General features: G+C 72.6%; 17 protein-coding genes. 9 read left to right on the top strand and 8 right to left on the bottom strand.

Annotation, left to right across the window (positions count from 1 at the left end; genetic code table 11):
• The first annotated feature begins 58 nt into the window (after window positions 1-58).
• The 4 genes from egtD to BS75_RS45275 all read left to right on the top strand — a co-directional run bounded on the left by egtD (window position 59) and on the right by BS75_RS45275 (window position 2,212).
• Window positions 59-1,036: an L-histidine N(alpha)-methyltransferase gene (egtD, locus tag BS75_RS51080; protein ID WP_034094627.1), complete on the top strand. Its 978-nt coding sequence runs from the start codon at window positions 59-61 to the stop codon at window positions 1,034-1,036.
• Between the two features lie 92 nt (window positions 1,037-1,128).
• Window positions 1,129-1,476, top strand: a complete 348-nt coding sequence (locus tag BS75_RS38465) for a hypothetical protein (RefSeq protein WP_034091539.1) — start codon at window positions 1,129-1,131, stop codon at window positions 1,474-1,476.
• Between the two features lie 92 nt (window positions 1,477-1,568).
• The gene (locus BS75_RS45280; RefSeq protein WP_052070250.1) at window positions 1,569-1,829 is read left to right on the top strand and encodes a hypothetical protein; all 261 of its coding nucleotides are present in this window, start codon (window positions 1,569-1,571) and stop codon (window positions 1,827-1,829) included.
• A 113-nt stretch (window positions 1,830-1,942) separates the two neighbouring features.
• Window positions 1,943-2,212 carry a PIN domain-containing protein gene (locus BS75_RS45275; protein ID WP_052070247.1) on the top strand — a complete coding sequence of 90 codons (270 nt, stop codon included), beginning with the start codon at window positions 1,943-1,945 and terminating at the stop codon, window positions 2,210-2,212.
• Here BS75_RS45275 and BS75_RS38455 read toward each other — a convergent pair.
• Complete coding sequence (locus BS75_RS38455; protein ID WP_042439844.1) at window positions 2,188-3,348, bottom strand: PP2C family protein-serine/threonine phosphatase; 1,161 nt, start codon at window positions 3,346-3,348, stop codon at window positions 2,188-2,190. The genes BS75_RS45275 and BS75_RS38455 overlap by 25 nt on opposite strands.
• Before the next feature lie 208 nt (window positions 3,349-3,556).
• On the opposite strand from BS75_RS38455, the gene BS75_RS38450 reads away from it, so the two are divergent.
• On the top strand, window positions 3,557-4,519 hold the full coding sequence (locus BS75_RS38450; protein WP_052070245.1) for a N(4)-(beta-N-acetylglucosaminyl)-L-asparaginase: 963 nt from the start codon (window positions 3,557-3,559) through the stop codon (window positions 4,517-4,519).
• Window positions 4,520-4,557: 38 nt separating this feature from the next.
• Here BS75_RS38450 and BS75_RS38445 read toward each other — a convergent pair whose 3' ends face one another.
• On the bottom strand, window positions 4,558-4,887 hold the full coding sequence (locus BS75_RS38445; protein ID WP_034091538.1) for a hypothetical protein: 330 nt from the start codon (window positions 4,885-4,887) through the stop codon (window positions 4,558-4,560).
• Between the two features lie 144 nt (window positions 4,888-5,031).
• Between BS75_RS38445 and BS75_RS38440 the strand changes: the two genes are divergently transcribed.
• The gene (locus tag BS75_RS38440; protein ID WP_408022609.1) at window positions 5,032-5,934 is read left to right on the top strand and encodes a glutaminase; all 903 of its coding nucleotides are present in this window, start codon (window positions 5,032-5,034) and stop codon (window positions 5,932-5,934) included.
• A gap of 86 nt (window positions 5,935-6,020) precedes the next feature.
• Here the strand turns inward: BS75_RS38440 and BS75_RS38435 are convergent, their stop codons facing one another.
• On the bottom strand, window positions 6,021-6,674 hold the full coding sequence (locus tag BS75_RS38435) for a TetR/AcrR family transcriptional regulator (RefSeq protein WP_081983031.1): 654 nt from the start codon (window positions 6,672-6,674) through the stop codon (window positions 6,021-6,023).
• A gap of 89 nt (window positions 6,675-6,763) precedes the next feature.
• Here BS75_RS38435 and BS75_RS38430 point away from each other — a divergent pair, with 89 nt between their 5' ends.
• On the top strand, window positions 6,764-7,825 hold the full coding sequence (locus BS75_RS38430; protein WP_034091535.1) for an oxygenase MpaB family protein: 1,062 nt from the start codon (window positions 6,764-6,766) through the stop codon (window positions 7,823-7,825).
• Here BS75_RS38430 and BS75_RS38425 read toward each other — a convergent pair whose 3' ends face one another.
• The 4 genes from BS75_RS38425 to BS75_RS38410 form a co-directional block, all read right to left on the bottom strand.
• Window positions 7,826-8,107 carry a DUF3099 domain-containing protein gene (locus BS75_RS38425; RefSeq protein ID WP_034091534.1) on the bottom strand — a complete coding sequence of 94 codons (282 nt, stop codon included), beginning with the start codon at window positions 8,105-8,107 and terminating at the stop codon, window positions 7,826-7,828.
• A 75-nt stretch (window positions 8,108-8,182) separates the two neighbouring features.
• The gene (locus BS75_RS45270; protein ID WP_052070242.1) at window positions 8,183-8,659 is read right to left on the bottom strand and encodes a PaaI family thioesterase; all 477 of its coding nucleotides are present in this window, start codon (window positions 8,657-8,659) and stop codon (window positions 8,183-8,185) included.
• A 115-nt stretch (window positions 8,660-8,774) separates the two neighbouring features.
• On the bottom strand, window positions 8,775-11,129 hold the full coding sequence (locus BS75_RS38415) for an FUSC family protein (protein WP_034091533.1): 2,355 nt from the start codon (window positions 11,127-11,129) through the stop codon (window positions 8,775-8,777).
• Window positions 11,130-11,333: 204 nt separating this feature from the next.
• A complete protein-coding gene (locus BS75_RS38410) occupies window positions 11,334-12,068 on the bottom strand; it encodes a VOC family protein (RefSeq protein ID WP_231608017.1) in 735 nt (244 codons plus the stop codon).
• Between the two features lie 289 nt (window positions 12,069-12,357).
• Between BS75_RS38410 and BS75_RS38405 the strand changes: the two genes are divergently transcribed.
• Both BS75_RS38405 and BS75_RS38400 read left to right on the top strand, forming a co-directional pair.
• Window positions 12,358-12,984, top strand: a complete 627-nt coding sequence (locus BS75_RS38405) for a flavin reductase family protein (RefSeq protein ID WP_034091531.1) — start codon at window positions 12,358-12,360, stop codon at window positions 12,982-12,984.
• 382 nt (window positions 12,985-13,366) lie between these two features.
• A complete protein-coding gene (locus tag BS75_RS38400) occupies window positions 13,367-13,789 on the top strand; it encodes a DUF6069 family protein (protein WP_152646113.1) in 423 nt (140 codons plus the stop codon).
• Between the two features lie 32 nt (window positions 13,790-13,821).
• Here the strand turns inward: BS75_RS38400 and BS75_RS38395 are convergent, their stop codons facing one another.
• Window positions 13,822-14,247: a hypothetical protein gene (locus BS75_RS38395; protein WP_034091529.1), complete on the bottom strand. Its 426-nt coding sequence runs from the start codon at window positions 14,245-14,247 to the stop codon at window positions 13,822-13,824.
• Window positions 14,248-14,304: the final 57 nt, after the last annotated feature.

The following is a 14,304-nucleotide window of genomic DNA, read 5'->3' as shown; positions in this document are numbered from 1 at the left end:
CGCGCCGCGTCCCCGCCCGCTCCCGCCGTACCGGCCGCACGAGAACGGACCGCACCGGATGAACGACCGATTCACGCTCGAACGCCGCCTGCCCCGGGACTTCTTCGACGCCACCCTGCGCGCCGACGTGCTCCAGGGCCTGGCCGAACCGCCGAGGACGCTGCCGCCCAAATGGTTCTACGACGAACGCGGCAGCCGGCTCTTCGAGGAGATCACCCGGCTGCCCGAGTACTACCCGACCCGGGCCGAGCAGGAGATCCTGACCCGCCGCGCCCCCGACATCGCCCGGGCGACCCGGGCCCGGTCGCTGGTGGAGCTCGGTTCCGGCTCCTCCCGCAAGACCCGGCTGCTGCTGGACGCGCTCACCGCCGCCGGCACGCTGCAGCGCTACACCCCGCTCGACGTCAGCGACTCCGCGCTGACCGAGGCCGGGGAGGCACTGGGCCGCGACTACCCCGCGCTGCGGATCAGCGCCGTCGTCACCGACTTCGAGCACGACCTCGCCCTGACCGACGAGCCGGGCCCGCGCCTGGTCGCCTTCCTCGGCGGGACGCTGGGCAACCTCGACACGGACGGCCGCACCGCCTTCTACGGCGCGCTGCGCCGGACGCTCAGCGCGGACGACACCCTGCTGCTCGGCGCGGACCTGGTGAAGGACCCGGCCGTGCTGGTCGCGGCCTACGACGACAGCCAGGGCGTCACCGCCGCCTTCGACAAGAACGTGTTGAACGTCCTCAACCGGGAGCTCGACGCCGGCTTCGACCCGGACGCCTTCGACCACCTGGCGGTCTGGAACACCGCCGAGGAGCGGATCGAGATGCGGCTGCGCTCCCGCGCCCAGCAGCAGGTCCCGGTCAAGGCCCTCGACCTGACCCTCGATCTGGAGGCCGGCGAGGAGATCCGGACCGAGATCTCGGTCAAGTTCCGTCGCGAGGGCCTGACCGCGGAACTCGACGCCGCCGGGTTCACCGTCCGCCACTGGTGGACCGACGCCGCCGGGCGCTTCGCCCTGCTGCTCGCCGTCCCCAGCCGGTGAACGCGAGCCGGTGGGCGAGCGGTCCCACGCCCTTCCGGTGAGGATGGGACCGGTCGGACGAGACGGCGGCACCTACGACAGACAGGAGCAGCATGGACGCGGATGTGTGGGACTTCAGACCGGAGCTGCACGTCGGCCCGGAGGCCGGCGTGACCGGCTTCCGGGTCGAGGCCTCCGACGGCCGGATCGGCAAGGTCGCCGAGGCCGTGTACGAGCCCGGGGCGGCCTACATCGTGGTCGACACCGGCCCGTGGATCCTGGGAGCGAGCTTCCTGCTCCCGGCCGGCACCGTCGACCGGGTCGACCGCCGGGCCGGCGTCGTCGGCCTGGACCTGACCAGGAACGACGTCAGCACCTCGCCCCCGTACGACCCCCGCACCACCCCCGGCGACCTCGCCTACCTGCACCAGCTCCAGGACCACTACCGCCGCACGTCCTAGCCGCCCGGATCCCACGGCCTGCCCAGCCATCACGGACACCACCCGGAAGGCGGATTCTAGAGATGATCTCTAGATGCGCGTAAGGTCGGGACATGCCCCTCACCACCATCCAGGTCGACGTGGAGGTCCGCGATCGCCTCAAGGCCATCGCGGACGAGTCCCACACCTCCATCAAGCAGGTCGTGGCCCGCCTGGCCGCCCAGACCCTCACCTCGGCCGAACTCGCCGAACGCCGGAACCGCGGCCGCGCCGCCATGGCCGCGGCCGGCGTGACCGTCGACGACAACCCCGCCGACCCCGACCGCCGGGCCGCCGAGGCCTTCTGGGCAACCCTCGAAGGCGACGCGTCCTGACTCCTGGCACCGTCGTCCTGGACCACACTGCCCTGGCCGCCCTCGCGACCGGCAACCGCTTCCTGTCCTACGTCTACGACACCACTCACCAGTCACCCCAGCGCCGGATCCTGGTGCCCACCAGCTGCCTGGTCCAGGCCGAACGCGAACGCCCCGGCTCCGCCGACTACTTCGCCTCCCTCGAAGCGCTCACCTTCCTGCCCCTGGACCTGGCCGCCGCCGGTGCTGTCGGCCGCGCCACCCTGCCCTGGCCCCACGCCCATGCCGCACACGCCGCCTCACCCGATGTCGACCGGCCCCAGGGGCTGCCGCTGCTCACCGACGACACCGGCGTCTACCACGGCCTGGGCATCAGGACCTACCCGCTGCAACCGCCCGCCTGAACATCCCCCGATCGCTGCCGGCTCGCTGCCGCGCCGCGGCGGAGGGCGATCAGGGCGATGTCGTCCTCGGGGGCGCCGCCGACGTAGCCGGAGAGGTCGGCCCAGAGGGCGTCCAGGAAGGCCGACGGGGCAGCGGTGTCCCATTCGACGGCGCGCTCGGCCAGGGGGTAGAAGGCGCCGGCCGGGTCGCGGGCCTCGATCAGCCCGTCGGTGTGGAGCAGCAGCAGGTCCTCGGGGCCGAACGGAAAGGTGACGACCTCGTAGGGGGCGTTGGCCAGGGCGCCCAGCCCGAGCGGCGGCGAGGGACGGTCCACCTGCAGGAACCGGGCCGGCTGCCGGGGCCGGAGCAGCAGCGGCGACGGGTGCCCGCAGTTGACCAGGTACAGCTCCTGCCGGTGGTCGGGGATGTCGATCACCACGGCGGTGATGAAGCGCTCGCCTACGTCGCCCTCCGCCTCGGTGAACTGCGACAGTCCCCAGGCGACGCTGCCCTCCAGGTAGGAGACCAGCTCCGACAGCGGCGCCTGGCGGTGGGCGGCGGCGCGGAACGCGCCCAGCAGCATGGCGGTGGTGCCCAGGGTGGACAGGCCCTTGCCCCGGACGTCGCCGATGATCAGACGGGTGCTGTCGGCGGTCCGGGCCAGTGAGTAGAGGTCGCCGCCGAGCGTGGTGTCGGCCTCGGCGGCGCGGTAGCGGGAGGCTAGGCGCAGCGGCCCGGCCGTCTCCGGAATCGGCGGCTGCAGGACCCGCTGGGTGGTCTCGGAGACGAACCGGGCCCGGGACAGCTCGCCCTCGTGGCGTTCGCGCAGTCGGCAGAAGATCACCAGCAGTACCGAGAGCGCGATCATCGCGCCGATCTGCACGACCAGGTTCTCCGTCGCCAGGGCGCTGCGGGCCACCCCGGTGGCCACCAGGGTGGCCACCGCCAGCGCGCCGATCAGCCCGGTCAGCCGGGGCCCGGCGAACGAGGCGGTGAACGCGGGCGCGACCACCAGCAGCGGCCCCAGGTGGACGTCGGGCGGCGAGAGGATGTCGACGATCGAGATGACCGCCATCGCGACCAGCGCGACCGCGACCAGACCCGCCCTCAGTCGCCACTCCCGCCGCAGTCCGGCCAGCCACTCCCGTGCGTCCATCCTCCCTGCATACCGCCCCCGGGCCGGACCCGCACCCGAGGGCGCGAACCGCAGGGCCGGCCCACCCCACCGCGGTCCCGGATCGTGGGACGATCGAGTTCCGGTCCCTGATCGCCGGAACTCGGGGGACGAGGATCGCAACCGGGTAGGTCGACCGTGCGGACGGTGCGCGGACGGGGATCGGCGGACCGAGCAGAGGGAGCAGCGGATGACGGACCCGGTGATCATCGGGAGCGAACGCAGCGAGGCCGGCCTGCCGACCGGCATGGAGGTGCTGAGCCGAGGCGGATCCGCACTGGACGCCGTGGAGGCGGCGATGCGGCGCTGCGAGGACAACCTCGCGGACCACTACGTCGGTACCGGCGGCCTGCCCAACGCCCAGGGGGTGGTCGAGCTCGACGCCTCGGTGATGCTCGGGTCGAGCCGGAGCTTCGGCTCGGTGGGGGCACTCCGCGGCTACCCCAACCCGATCTCGGTGGCCCGCGCCGTGCTGGAGAGGCTGCCGCAGCACTGCATGCTGGTCGGCGAGGGCGCGGCGCTGTTCGCCGAGGAGAACGGCTTCACCACGGCCGAGCTGCTCACCGACGAGGCGCGCGCGCTCTGGCGCGCGCAGCTGCTCGCGGCGGGCGCGGCCGAGTCCGCGAAGTCCGTCGAGGGCGAGAACACCGCTGCCGTGGCCGGCGACCGGCGCTACCGCTCGGAGTCGCTCGACCTGGTCCGCCGACTGGCGCCGCACGAAGGGCCGTGGGGCACCATCAACATCATCGCCCTGGACGCCGCCGGGGAGATGTGCGTCGGGGTCTCCACCTCCGGCTACCCGTTCAAGTACCCGGGCCGGGTCGGCGACTCCGCCGTGCCGGGCGCGGGGAACTGGTGCGACCTCCGGGCCGGCGGAGCCGCCTGCACCGGCCGGGGCGAGCTGAGCATGCGCGGCGGGACCGCCCGCACCATCGTCGAGCTGATGGCCGGCGGCGAGCAGCCGGCCGAGGCCTGCCGCCTCGGGCTCGCCGACGCGGCGACCCTCCCGGACGAGTTCCGGGCCGAGCTGCGGGCGCTGGCGCTCACCCCGGACGGACGCCACGGCGGGGCGGCCGGCCAGTTCGGCAGCGTCTACGCGGTGATGACCACCGGCTCGACCGAGCCGGAGCTGCACCCCCGGGCCGTGCTGTGACGCTCGTCATCTGCGGACGCGGCGACCGGGTCGGTGGCTCAGGTGATCGTCGCCGGGGGGTGGGGCTCGTCGCACGGGGGCCACTGCGCCTGTCGCAGCAGGGCGATGGCGTGGAGCAGGTCGGCGGTGTCGCGGAGTTGCGCGTCCCGGGCGGTGCGGATCTCCCAGCCGTCGGGGGTGCGCCGGTGCGCGATGCCGAGCAGGAGGGGCTTGGTGGGGTCGGTGACGTCGTGGAGCGTGACCGTTCCGTCGGCAGCGGTGGCGCCGTAGGTGCGGCCCATGCATTTGACCGCCGTGGTGCGCGAGGTGACCTCGTCGAGGGCGAGGACTCGGGGCTCGCCCGGGGCGGGGCAGACCGGGAGGTGCATCTGTAGCTCTCAGTGATCGAAGCAGTTCGTACGGTTACTATATCGGATCCGCACCGGCGTCTTCCCTGCCTTCCGCAGAGGTCGCATGATTGTCGTGGCAGCGACAATGGCGTCGTTCGGGGGGCAGCCGTGCGATATGGGACCGTGCTGGACGAGGTCCAGCGGGCAGTGCGGGCGACCGCGGTACCGGGGAAGGTCGCCACGTCCATCCCGGCACTGGCCGGCGCGGACCCGGAGGGCTTCGGCTTCGCCGTAGCCGGGCTCCACCGCGGCGAGGAGGTACAGGGGGTCGGCGACTGGGAGGTCCCGTTCTCCGTCCAGTCCGTCTCCAAGGTCTTCACCCTCGCCCTGGTCCTGGCCGCCGACGGCGACGCCCTGTGGCGCCTGGTCGGCAAGGAGCCGTCCGGGTCCCCGTTCAACTCCCTTGCCCAGCTGGAGCGCGAAGGCGGGATCCCGCGCAACCCGTTCGTGAACGCCGGCGCGCTGATCGTCACCGATCGGCTGCAGACCTTGACCGGGGACGCCAGCGGCGCCCTGCGCGCCTTCCTGCGGACCGAGAGCGGCAACCCGGCGCTCGACTTCGACCCCCGGATATCGCGCTCCGAGCACCAGCACGCCCACCGGAACGCCGCTCTGGCCAACCTGCTGGCCGACTACGGCAGGCTCGACAACCCCGTGCCGCTCGTGCTCGACCAGTACATCCGGCAGTGCTCCCTCGCCATGAGCTGCCGCGACCTGGCCCTGGCCGCACGCTTCCTGGCCCACCACGGCGTCTGCGCCGACGGCAGCCGCCTGCTCACCCGCAGCGAGGCCAAACGCATCAACGCCGTCATGCTCATCGGCGGCACCTACGACGCCGCAGGCGAGTTCGCCCACCGCGTCGGCCTGCCCGCCAAGAGCGGCATCGGCGGCGGCATCCTCGCGGTGGTCCCCGGGCGCTGCGCCGTGTGCGCCTGGGGGCCGGCACTCGACGGACACGGCAACTCCGTTGCCGCGATCACTGCCCTGGACCACTTCACCACGTACACGGGCTGGTCGGTCTTCTGAGCGTGCAGTACTTCCGAGCGTCCAGTACTTCTGAGCGTCCAGCAGGCGCCCACCGATCTCCCGACCGCCCGCGGTCACCGACAGGGTCAGGCCCGGCGCGCGGGCCAGACGGCCCGGAGCAGCAGCTCCACCTGGCCGACCAGGTGCAGCGGGTCGAATCTGTCGGGATCGGTGAGCGCGGTGCGGCCGAAGTGTTCTGCGCAGGCGACGAGTGCGTGGGCGAGGACGTGCGGGTCGAACTCGGAATCCTGACGGTCGGCCAGGATGACGGAGATCCAGCGGGCGACCCGGAGCCGGAACCTTTCCCGGTCCGCCTCGATGCGCTCGCGAACGACGCTGGGCAGGGTCCCCGGGGTGAGCAGGATCAGCCGCCATGTGTCCGGGTCCTCGCGGAGCATCGTGGACATCCGGCGCACGGTCTCGGCGGCGAAGGCAGCGGGGTCGCTCAGGCCGGCCCCGTCCGGAAGCGTCTCCAGCAGCCGTTCGAAGGCGCGTGCCTGCTGTCGGTCGAGCAGGGCGTTCAGCAGGGCGTCCAGGTTCTCGAAGGCGCCGTAGACCACCGACCGTACGACCACGGCGCGCTTGGCGATGGCATCGATGGAGACCCGGTCGTAGCCGTCGCTCACGATCACGGCCAGGGCCGCGTCGAGCAGCTGCTCGCGGCGTTCGGCCAACGGGACGCGTGGGGCGTAGGGGCGCCGCTTGCGCGGACTGGCTTCCGAAGCTGTGGATGCTGGCACCTTGGCAGTTTACGACACCTGTGCCTTAATTAACGACAGTAGTGTCGTAATTGCGGGCGGCGCATGCCGCGGATGCACGAGGAGGCAGTATGGCGAAGGCGAAGCGCACCGGAGTCGAACCGCACGAGGACTACGGCTTCTTCGGTCCGGGCTCGGTGGTGTGGAAGGTCTGGGGCTACCCCACGTCGCTGACGGTGGGCTTCCAGCGGGCCGTGGTGGTGGAGGAGCTCGACCCTCCGCTGGTGGCCGCCGTCCACGGAACCCAGGGCATCTACCAGCGTCCCCGCACCCGCTACGACCGCACCTTGCGCTACTTCGCCATGGTGGCCTTCGCCGGTTCGCGCGAGGTGTGCAGGGCCGCGGATGTCCTGGTCAAGGTCCACGCCAAGGCGATCGGTCAGCTGCCCTACAGCGACGGGACCTACGACGCCAACGACCCCGCCTCGCAGCTGTGGATCCAGCTCACCGGCTGGCACTCGATCCTCTACGCGTACGAGAAGTACGGCCCCGGCAAGCTCACCGCGGAGGAGGAGTCGGAGTACTGGTCCGCCTGCGCGGTCGCCGCGGAACTGCAGACCTGCTCCCCCGACGACGTCCCCCGCACCCGCGAGGGCGTCCGGGCGTACTTCGACCGGATGCGCCCCCGGCTGTCCGCCAGTCCGATCGCCCGGCAGGCCATGCACCACCTCCTGCGGACCGAGCTCGTCCTGCCGCCGACGCCCCGCTGGGCGAAACCGGCCGGCCTGGTCGTCGCGGCTGCGCAGCGGACCGCCACCATCGCCACCATGCCGCGCTGGATGCGCGAGCTGGCCGGGATCCGTCAGCCGCGCCTCCTCGACGTCCTGATCGTGCCGGTCATGAAGGCATCCTTCGCGCTCGTCCACCGCCACCCGAAGCTCGAACTCCGGCTGCTGGGACGGCTCTCCCCCTCCACGGTTTCGGCGATCGCCCCGATATCGCTGGGCATTCCTCCGCGCAACGAAGAGGTACTGACGCCCGCCGAGGCCCGCGCCCGCTACGGCTACCCCAAACCCGCCGAAGCACATGTCGACCTCCGCGCCCGGCAGGCCGCACGCATCCTGAACGACGGCAAGGCGCCCAGCGAACAGGGGCTGATCGAGTCCCAGGAGATTCTGGGGCCGCTCTCGTGATCACCGGCCCGGCGGGCGCTGCTCGTGGTCGGGCCGGTCACGGTCGTGGCCGGGGTCCTTCCAGTCCGGGTCGTCCCAGCGCGGGTCGTTCCACCAGTCGTCGTCGCGGTCCCTGGAGTTGGCCAGGATCGCGGCGACCGGCGGGATGATCATGGCGACCACGCACATGCCGATCGCGGCGCCGACCGAGTAGAAGCGCACGACTCCCCACGCCAGGACGAACAGCCCGACACAGGTGCTCATCATGACGAAGTACCGGACATGGCGCTGGTGAGCCTGCACCTCTCCAGGCTAAGGCTTCCGGGCCCGGAAGCGACCCCCGGCGACGCCGCCGGTCACCCGTCGGTCACCGTTCGGTCACCCGGCGTCGCCCGACAGCGACTCCAGCAGCTTCCGGTTCGGGGTCAACGCGGCCGCGCCCTGGGCGCAGAGGCGGCCCAGGTCGTCGGTGATCGTGCTGTGCACCAGCGTGCGCAGCCGACCGCTCTGCAGCACGGTACCGACCACCGCGTAGGACAGGCCGGGCAGCAGCGGACGCAGGAAGTCGACATTCAGACTCATCGTCAGGAACGGCGTCGCCGGCTCGCTGAGGCTGATCGCAGCGACCCCGCCGGCCTCGTCCAGCGCGGCGGAGATGTATCCGCCGTGCACCACCCCGCCCCGGTTGAGCACCCCGGCGCCCGGGGTCCAGGCGAACTCCACCCGGCCCTTCTCGGCTGCGGCGAACCGCAGTCCGAGCACGTCGTAGGGGGCGGTGCGGTCCAGCTCCGCTGCCGCCAACAGCTGCCGGATCCGATCCAGTCCGGTGCCGCTGCCCCAGGTGGTGCCTTCCATCGTGCGGTCTCCTCATGATTGTTCGATCTCTCGCACACAGCTTAACGATCGTTCGAACAACCACTGCGGCCAGCCTCTTCCCGCACCTGAGGGGCGGTGCCGGCGGGGCCGCGACTCAGCGCGGCGGCACGCTGCGCTCGGCCGGGCCCAGGCCCAGCGGGCGGCCCAGCCCGAGGATGCTCTCGTTCAGCCGCTGGAGATGCCGCAGCACTCTGACCGTGACCAGCGGATCATTCCGGACGGGGACGGCGGGGAGGGTGGGGACGGCGGGGACGGCGGGCAGGGTGGGCGTGGTGGGCGTGGTGGAGGCGGCGGGCACGACGGGAGGCTGGTCGGGGCGGGGGGCGAGCGCCGAGCCGTCGAGTCGGCCGCGCGACTTCCCGCCGCTCCGGACGAAGTCGGCCAGCACCTCCAGATTGGCGTCCAACTGCCGTCCGGCGTCGGCCAGCCGGGGGTCGGCGTGGAGGGCGCTGGGAACGAACCCGGCCGTCGCGGCGAGACTCCGCGCGTGGTAGGCGCAGGTCTCCAGCAGGCCCAGGATGTAGCCGGCCCGGCGGCGTCGGCTGCGCAGCGGACTGGCCGGATGGGTCAGCGGCTGCACCGAGCCGCGCAGGGTGTCCAGGGCGGTGTCCAGCTCGCGGGCCGCGTCCAGCAGGTCGCCCGGTCGGCCGCCGCTCAGCGCCGCCACCGTCTGCTCCAGGGTCCCCCGGAGCTTCTCCAGTACGTCGACCAACAGGTCGTCGGTGCGCCGGCGGGTGCGGACCGGCAGGATCGCCACCGCCGCGATCAGCCCGCAGACCGCGCCCAACAGCGTCTCCTCGATCCGCAGCAACAGGACCGAGGCGCTGTAGGTGTGCAGCAGGGTGTAGAGCAGTCCGAGCATGGTGGTGACGAAGAAGGACATCAGCATGTACGACAGCGGCGCGGTGAAGAACATGCCGAAGATGCAGAGGACCACCAGCGCGAAGGCGCTCCAGGTGTGGCCGCCGACCAGCGCGGCCAGGCCGATCCCGGCGACGACGCCGCCGATCGTCCCGGCCAGCCGTCGGTAGCCCTTCATCAGGATCTCGCCGGTCGAGGAGGTGTTGAGGAAGACCACCCAGCAGGTCAGCACCGCCCAGTACCAGCGCTGCGCGGACAGCAGCTCGCCGCCGAGGATGGCCAGCGCCGAGCCGACGGTGACCTGGAAGGCGGCCCGGGTGGTCGGCCGGTCGATGCCGGTGGGCTCGTGGGAGACGTCCTCGTCGGCCTGGAGCGAGATGTCCTCGGCCTCCAGCTCCTCCCGGGAGCGGGCCGTCTCCGGACTGTCGTCCTCGGACGCGGCGGGCTCCTCCTCCAGCGTCAGCCGCAGGCCGAGCATGGCGCGGGCGAGGTCGCCGAGACCCCGGTAGACGTCCTGGACCGCGGGCGTGCCCTCCGGCAGCGCCTCGTCGTCGCGGTAGCCCAGCATCCGCTCGCCGACCTCGGCCGCGCCGGGAGCGAGCGTCCCGGGCGTGGCCCGGACGACCAGCAACCGCAGCTCGCGCAGTTCGCGCACCAGCCGGTCGGCGGCGGCGCCCTCCGCGCCCGGAGCCGCTTCCGGATCCGCCGGCACGCTCGCGGGCAGCAGGGTGGAGAGGTGGAGGCTGAGCGTGACGTCGGTGGCGGCCAGGTCGGGGCCGAGCCGGACCGCGCGCAGGAGCAGCAGCCCGAGCCGCTCGGCTGCGATCTCCGCCTCGGCGATCCGCCGCTGGATCAGCGAGGCGGTGCGCGGGTCGGCGGTCCCGTGCTCCAGCCGGGACTGGATCATCAGCGCGCACTGGTGCAGTCGGGCCACCCGGGTGTGCAGCAGGTCGATGGCCTGGACGTCGGCCCGCGACCCCGGCTCGGCCCCGGCGATCTCGACCAGGACGTCGACCAGCGCGGCGAGCCGGGCCCGGAAGGCGCGGCGCAGCCGGTGCAGGGTGCGTTCGGGCGTCGCCCGGACCAGCCCGAAGCGGACCGCCGCCGAGGCGGCGAAGGCGACGGCCATCACCTCGTACATCTTCAGCAGCGTGCTCGGGGCGGCATGGGTGAACTGGGAGACGAAGAAGAGCTGAAAGCCGATCATGCCCAGCCCGGTGCCGCGCGGTCCGAACCGTCTGACGTAGACGGCGGCGAAGATCAGGCCGAGGAACACCAGGTCGGAGGCGACCCGGTAGCGGTAGAGCTCGGCGCCGAGGCCGACCGCCGCCAGCGCGGCCAGGAAGCCGAGCCCCAGCGTCACGGCCTGGTCGCGCGGCCGGGAGTCGCTGATCGCGAAGGCCGCGACCATCGCCGTCATCGCCCCGGTGACCAGGAGCGGCACTGCGGTGTGAGCGACCGCCAGCACCAGCAGGGTGAGCAGGATGCCGCAGACCGTGTTCAGCGCACTGGACAGCCGGATCAGTCCGGGGTCCGAGGCGCTGAAGCGGTCCCACAGGTCGTCCCAGGCCCTACGCACCGCTCCCATATCCAGCATTTCTACCGCATCGGGTGGCCCGGGCGGGCAGCGGGGCGGGATTGCGTCGGTCGCCGTCCCCGCTCCCACCTGCGGGCGGACCAGCGGGGCGACCTGCGGACCGACCTCCCGGGCGACCGCTCGCTCCGGCCGCCGGTCCGGCCGCCGGAGCGACCCCGGAGCGACCCCGGAGCAGAGTCCGGGACGCCTTCCGGATCAGCCGCGCCGGGTCACGATCCAGAACAGTCCGCCCTCACGGTCCCGCAGTTGGGCGACCCGCCCGAGCGGCGAGTCCTCGGCCGGGGTGGCCACCCTCCCACCGAGCTCCACCGCGCGCCGGACCGCGCGGTCGGTGTCGGTGACGGCGAAGAAGACGTGCCAGCGCGGCCGGAACCGGGGGTCCGGCGCCGCGCGGACGCCGCCGCCGTTCAGCGAGGCCAGCGTCCGCTCCGGGGCGTCGGCGCTGCGCAGCAGGACGCGCTCGTGCTCCCAGATGACGTCGAAGTGCTCGGCGTCGTCCCAGCCGAACACCTCTCCGTAGAAGAGGGCGGCGGCGAAGGCGTCGGCGGTGCGCAGCTCGCTCCAGGCCAGCGACCCGGGCCGCTCCAGGTCCTGGACCGGGCCGGGCTCGCCCTGCCAGATGCCGAAGCCGGCGCCCTGCGGGTCGGTGCCCAGCGCCAGGCGTCCCGCGTCGAAGGCGAGCGGGCCGACCGCCATCGTGCCGGTGCGCTCGCGCACCCGCGCCGCCACCTGGTCGATGTCCTCGGCGCCGATGTAGGTGGTCCAGACGACCGGCATCTCCCAGTCGCGGGCGACGGCGCTGATCCCGGCCACCGCGACGCCGTCGAGCACCGCCCGGCAGTACGGGCCCCAGCGCTCGGGGCCCTCCTCGAACCGCCAGCCCAGCAGCGGCTCGTAGAACTCCCGTGCCACCTCCAGGTCCCGCGCCATCAGACTCACCCAGCACGGCGCGCCCGGCACACACCGCGCCTGCCTGGTCGTCCCGCCCATACCACCCTCTCCCTAGCTCGCATCGGGCCCCCGTCTTTCGAAGCGGGGGCCCGCGCCGGGGAGAAGAGGCGAGTCGTCGCCCGGCGCATCCCAGCATCCGCATCCGGCGGCGGACGGCGGGGCAGGCGCGCCGCGCCGAACGGATGACCCGCCGTCGGGGTGGCCGTCATCGGCTCGGGTCCGCGACTGTTCGGCCGGGGCCGAACCTTCCCCCGCCTACGGTCGAATCATGGACACCACGACCCGCATCGCACCCGACCATGTCACGATCGCGCCGAGCATCCTGTACTTCGGCACCCCGGTGGTACTGCTCTCGACCGAGAACGAGGACGGCTCCGCCAACCTCGCGCCGATGTCCTCCGCCTGGGCGCTCGGTCAGGTCGTCGTCCTCGGCATCGGCGCGGACGGCCAGACCGCGCACAACCTCCGCAGCCGCCGCGACCTGGTGATCAACCTGCCCGGCCCGGCCCAGTGGCCGAACGTGGAGCGGCTGGCCCCGCTGACCGGTCGCGATCCGGTCCCCGAGGGCAAGCGGGGCACCTTCCGCTTCGAGCCCGACAAGTTCGCCGCCGCCGGACTGCTGCCCGAGCCCTCCGACCTGGTCCGGCCGCCCAGGGTGGCGGACTGCCCGATGCAGTTGGAGGCGCGCGCCGAGCGGGTCGCCCCGGACGCCTCGGGTTCGTTCGTGATCGTGGAGGCCCGGGTGCTCAGGGTGCACGCCGATCCGCGCCTGCTCGTCCCGGGGACCCAGCACATCGACCCGGCCGCCTGGAGCCCGCTGGTCTACAACTTCCGCCACTACTTCGGCCTCGGCCCGGAGCTCGGCCGCACCTTCCGCTCGGAGACCCCGCGGTAACCCGGCTGACCTGCGGCGATACATCGCTGAAGGGGCGTCTCCACCCCAGCTGCGGGACAGCGTCGACCACCCGGGGTCAGCAGCAGGTCAGCGTCTTCCCGGAGGTCCCGAGCAGCATGGCATCCACAGCTCTCTCCCCAGGCAGGGGCGGCTGCTTCAAGGAGTGCGAGCACCCGCGTCCCGAACAGCCCCCGGGCACGGCGCATCTGAACCAGTTCTTAGTCTCTGGTCCTGCAGAATGCTCCATGGCCCCGATGAGCAGCTGCCATGGGACTCCTCTCCCAGTACTCAAGGAAGGACGCTCCCCCTCATGAATACTCTTGCCGCGCGTCTGCGTCTGGACTTGGCGCCGGCTCACCGTCAGCCCCACACGCTGCGCTTCGTGCTGGCGAGTCTGTGCGCGATCGTCGGCTCGCTGGCAGCCGACGCGCTGCTGGTCGTGATCGGTGAGGCTGTGTTCCCCGCGACCGAGGGGTACGTGCACTTCCAGTTCGCCGACTACAGCAAGCTGACCGTGATCGGCGTGGTCATCGCCTGTATCGCCTGGCCCGTCACGACGAGGATCAGCTCGGATCCGCGCTGGCTGTTCCTGCGCATGGCCGTCCTGGTCACCCTGGTGCTACTGCTGCCGGACGTCTACATCTGGGCGCAGGGCCAGTCCGCGCAGGCGGTGGCCGTCCTGATGGTGATGCACATCGCGATCGGCGTGGTGACCTACGAAGCCCTCGTGCGCCTCGCCCCGACCCGCGCGGCCCTGCCGCAGCACTCGCGACCGCAGGCGGACACGGTATCCAACGACCGCTGACCCCGGGTGCTGGCGCCCGGGACCGTGTGGTGTCAATGCCCGACGACGACGGTGATGGTGAACCGGCGCTGGTCGGGTGGGCACGGCCTGGCCTCGCCGCAGCTGACGCGGGTGGCGCTGAGGCGGGTGGTGCCCGGGGCGGTCGCCCGCAGGTCGGATTGGACGGTGCCGCAGCCCATTCCGGCCATACAGGCGTGGTCGGCGCTGACCGAGGGAGCAGCCGTGCTGGAGAGGATGCCGGGGACACTGCTCTGCGGTGCGGACCAGTAGGTGCTGCCGAGGGTCAGCACCACGGTCGCGCCCAGTGCGACTCTCACGGTGCTGCCGTTGGCCCCGTCGCCCAGCCGAACGGTGCCGGGGCTGGGCGCGTCGACCGGAGGCCGGCCCGAACAGGCAGCGGTGGCGAGGGTCGCGCCGCACAGGAGCAGCGCGGCCGTGGTTCTGCGGGTGTTCGCCATGGACGGGCGTTCCTTCCGGAGCTTCCCCGGGGCCGGGCCGATGGGACGGCGCCGCCC

This window comes from Streptacidiphilus albus JL83, from assembly GCF_000744705.1.
In the GTDB taxonomy this organism is placed as follows: Bacteria; Actinomycetota; Actinomycetes; order Streptomycetales; family Streptomycetaceae; genus Streptacidiphilus; species Streptacidiphilus albus.
Note: the sequence above shows the minus strand (reverse complement) of the source record. Positions and strands in the feature narration are given on the sequence as shown.

What these genes read in the sequence shown, in the direction of transcription:
- BS75_RS38410 (WP_231608017.1), bottom strand. Translation starts at nt 12,068, where the DNA reads ATGGCGCGGGACCTGGAGGTGGCACGGGAGTTCTACGAGCCGCTGCTG.
- BS75_RS45280 (WP_052070250.1), top strand. Translation starts at nt 1,569, where the DNA reads ATGCCCCTCACCACCATCCAGGTCGACGTGGAGGTCCGCGATCGCCTC.
- BS75_RS38465 (WP_034091539.1), top strand. Translation starts at nt 1,129, where the DNA reads ATGGACGCGGATGTGTGGGACTTCAGACCGGAGCTGCACGTCGGCCCG.
- BS75_RS45270 (WP_052070242.1), bottom strand. Translation starts at nt 8,659, where the DNA reads ATGGAAGGCACCACCTGGGGCAGCGGCACCGGACTGGATCGGATCCGG.
- BS75_RS38405 (WP_034091531.1), top strand. Translation starts at nt 12,358, where the DNA reads ATGGACACCACGACCCGCATCGCACCCGACCATGTCACGATCGCGCCG.
- egtD (WP_034094627.1), top strand. Translation starts at nt 59, where the DNA reads ATGAACGACCGATTCACGCTCGAACGCCGCCTGCCCCGGGACTTCTTC.
- BS75_RS38455 (WP_042439844.1), bottom strand. Translation starts at nt 3,348, where the DNA reads ATGGACGCACGGGAGTGGCTGGCCGGACTGCGGCGGGAGTGGCGACTG.
- BS75_RS38445 (WP_034091538.1), bottom strand. Translation starts at nt 4,887, where the DNA reads ATGCACCTCCCGGTCTGCCCCGCCCCGGGCGAGCCCCGAGTCCTCGCC.
- BS75_RS38450 (WP_052070245.1), top strand. Translation starts at nt 3,557, where the DNA reads ATGACGGACCCGGTGATCATCGGGAGCGAACGCAGCGAGGCCGGCCTG.
- BS75_RS38430 (WP_034091535.1), top strand. Translation starts at nt 6,764, where the DNA reads ATGGCGAAGGCGAAGCGCACCGGAGTCGAACCGCACGAGGACTACGGC.
- BS75_RS38395 (WP_034091529.1), bottom strand. Translation starts at nt 14,247, where the DNA reads ATGGCGAACACCCGCAGAACCACGGCCGCGCTGCTCCTGTGCGGCGCG.
- BS75_RS38415 (WP_034091533.1), bottom strand. Translation starts at nt 11,129, where the DNA reads ATGGGAGCGGTGCGTAGGGCCTGGGACGACCTGTGGGACCGCTTCAGC.